The organism is Rhodococcus sp. P4_F3_2 (assembly GCF_056401335.1).
Genome location: NZ_JBFUJN010000082.1, coordinates 1 through 3227, shown reverse-complemented (window position 1 = coordinate 3227; position 3227 = coordinate 1). Strand labels below are relative to the sequence as shown.

General features: G+C 55.0%; 1 rRNA gene. It reads right to left on the bottom strand.

What is annotated here, in order from left to right:
* Positions 1-48 precede the first annotated feature (48 nt).
* A 23S ribosomal RNA gene (locus AC1DWA_RS32795) occupies positions 49-3183 on the bottom strand.
* Positions 3184-3227: the final 44 nt, after the last annotated feature.

The following is a 3227-nucleotide window of genomic DNA, read 5'->3' as shown; positions in this document are numbered from 1 at the left end:
GTATCTGTGTGTTGTTTCAGATACCGCACAGTGGACGCGTAGCTTCTTTGTGGTAAGTCCTCGGCCTATTAGTACCAGTCACCTGCATGCATTACTGCACTTCCAGTTCTGGCCTATCAACCCGGTGGTCTGCCGGGGGCCTTACCCCCTCGAGGGGGTGAGAAACCTCATCTTGGAACAGGCTTCCCGCTTAGATGCTTTCAGCGGTTATCCCTTCCGAACGTAGCTAACCAGCGGTGCTCCTGGCGGAACAACTGGCACACCAGAGGTTCGTCCGTCCCGGTCCTCTCGTACTAGGGACAGCCTTCCTCAAGTTTCTAACGCGCGCGGCGGATAGAGACCGAACTGTCTCACGACGTTCTAAACCCAGCTCGCGTGCCGCTTTAATGGGCGAACAGCCCAACCCTTGGGACCTACTCCAGCCCCAGGATGCGACGAGCCGACATCGAGGTGCCAAACCATCCCGTCGATATGGACTCTTGGGGAAGATCAGCCTGTTATCCCCGGGGTACCTTTTATCCGTTGAGCGACACCGCTTCCACTTGCCGGTGCCGGATCACTAGTCCCGACTTTCGTCCCTGCTCGACCTGTCAGTCTCACAGTCAAGCTCCCTTGTGCACTTGCACTCGACACCTGATTGCCAACCAGGCTGAGGGAACCTTTGGGCGCCTCCGTTACATTTTGGGAGGCAACCGCCCCAGTTAAACTACCCACCAGGCACTGTCCCTGAACCAGATCATGGTCCGAGGTTAGAGGTCCAATTCGATCAGAGTGGTATTTCAACAACGACTCCACGATAACTGGCGTCACCGTTTCACAGTCTCCCACCTATCCTACACAAACCGAACCGAACACCAATACCAAGCTGTAGTGAAGGTCCCGGGGTCTTTTCGTCCTGCCGCGCGTAACGAGCATCTTTACTCGTAATGCAATTTCGCCGAGTCTACGGTTGAGACAGCTGAGAAGTCGTTACGCCATTCGTGCAGGTCGGAACTTACCCGACAAGGAATTTCGCTACCTTAGGATGGTTATAGTTACCACCGCCGTTTACTGGGGCTTAAATTCTCAGCTTCGCTCCCGAAGGAACTAACCGGTCCTCTTAACCTTCCAGCACCGGGCAGGCGTCAGTCCGTATACATCGTCTTACGACTTCGCACGGACCTGTGTTTTTAGTAAACAGTCGCTTCTCACTGGTCTCTGCGGCCCCACCCAGCTCAGACAGTAAATGTCGTCACCARACAGGGCCCCCCTTCTCCCGAAGTTACGGGGGCATTTTGCCGAGTTCCTTAACCATAGTTATCTCGATCGCCTTAGTATTCTCTACCTGACCACCTGTGTCGGTTTGGGGTACGGGCCGTGTGAAAGCTCGCTAGAGGCTTTTCTCGGCAGCATAGGATCACTGAATTCGCCTCAATCGGCTACGCATCACGTCTCAGGCTATGTGTGACCCGGATTTGCCTAGGTCACGCCCTACACGCTTACACCAGTATTACCACTGACTGGCTCAGCTACCTTCCTGCGTCACCCCATCGCTTGGCTACTACCAGATCAGGTCCCATGCATCCACCAACTCGAGACCCGAAGGTCTTCTCGTGGCTTCAGGATGGTTAGTATCACTGATTCACCATGGGCGCGTTCACACGGGTACGGGAATATCAACCCGTTGTCCATCGGCTACGCCTGTCGGCCTCGTCTTAGGTCCCGACTCACCCTGGGCGGATTAACCTGGCCCAGGAACCCTTGGTCATTCGGCGGACGAGTTTCTCACTCGTCTTTCGCTACTCATGCCTGCATTCTCACTCGTGTGGCCTCCACGGCTAGGTCACCCTGCCGCTTCCATGGCCACACGACGCTCCCCTACCCATCCACACACCTGCCAGAAAATCCTTGGATCAACTGGGGGCTATTGCGTGAATGCCGCAGCTTCGGTGGTGTACTTGAGCCCCGCTACATTGTCGGCGCAGGATCACTTGACCAGTGAGCTATTACGCACTCTTTCAAGGGTGGCTGCTTCTAAGCCAACCTCCTGGTTGTCTTCGCGACCCCACATCCTTTTCCACTTAGTACACGCTTAGGGACCTTAGCTGGCGATCTGGGCTGTTTCCCTCTCGACTACGAACCTTATCGCCCGCAGTCTCACTGCCGCGCTCTCACTCACCGGCATTCGGAGTTTGGCTGATTTCGGTAAGCTTGTGGGCCCCCTAGACCATCCAGTAGCTCTACCTCCGGTGAGAAACACGCGACGCTGCACCTAAATGCATTTCGGGGAGAACCAGCTATCACGGAGTTTGATTGGCCTTTCACCCCTACCCACAACTCATCCCCTCAGTTTTCAACCTAAGTGGGTTCGGTCCTCCACGACGTCTTACCGTCGCTTCAACCTGGCCATGGGTAGATCACTCCGCTTCGGGTCTAGAGCATGCCACTACGATCGCCCTATTCGGACTCGCTTTCGCTACGGCTACCCCACACGGGTTAACCTCGCGACATGCCACTAACTCGCAGGCTCATTCTTCAAAAGGCACGCCATCACCCCCAACAGTAAACTGTTCGAAGGCTCTGACGGATTGTAAGCGCACGGTTTCAGGTACTATTTCACTCCCCTCCCGGGGTACTTTTCACCTTTCCCTCACGGTACTAGTCCGCTATCGGTCACCAGGGAGTATTCAGGCTTATCGGGTGGTCCCGACAGATTCACACCAGATTTCACGGGCCCGGTGCTACTTGGGTTTCCATTACAACAGTCACAAAGTTTTCGTGTACGGGATTCTCACCCTCTACGACAGGCCGTTCCAGACCACTTCCACTAACCCTGTGATTTCTTACTGTTGGCCTGCTCGGCAGAACAGACAAAATGAACCCCACAACCCCACGAATGCAACACCTGCCGGCTATCACACACCCATGGTTTAGCCTCTTCCGCTTTCGCTCGCCACTACTCACGGAATCACGGTTGTTTTCTCTTCCTGTGGGTACTGAGATGTTTCACTTCCCCACGTTCCCTCCACACGCCCTATATATTCAGGCGCGGGTAACACGACATCACTCGTGCTGGGTTTCCCCATTCGGACATCCTCGGATCACAGCTCGGTTGACAGCTCCCCGAGGCTTATCGCAGCCTCCTACGTCCTTCATCGGCTCCTGGTGCCAAGGCATCCACCGTACGCTCTTCATTACTTACAACAAAGATGCTCGCGTCCACTGTGCAGTTCTCAAACAACACACAA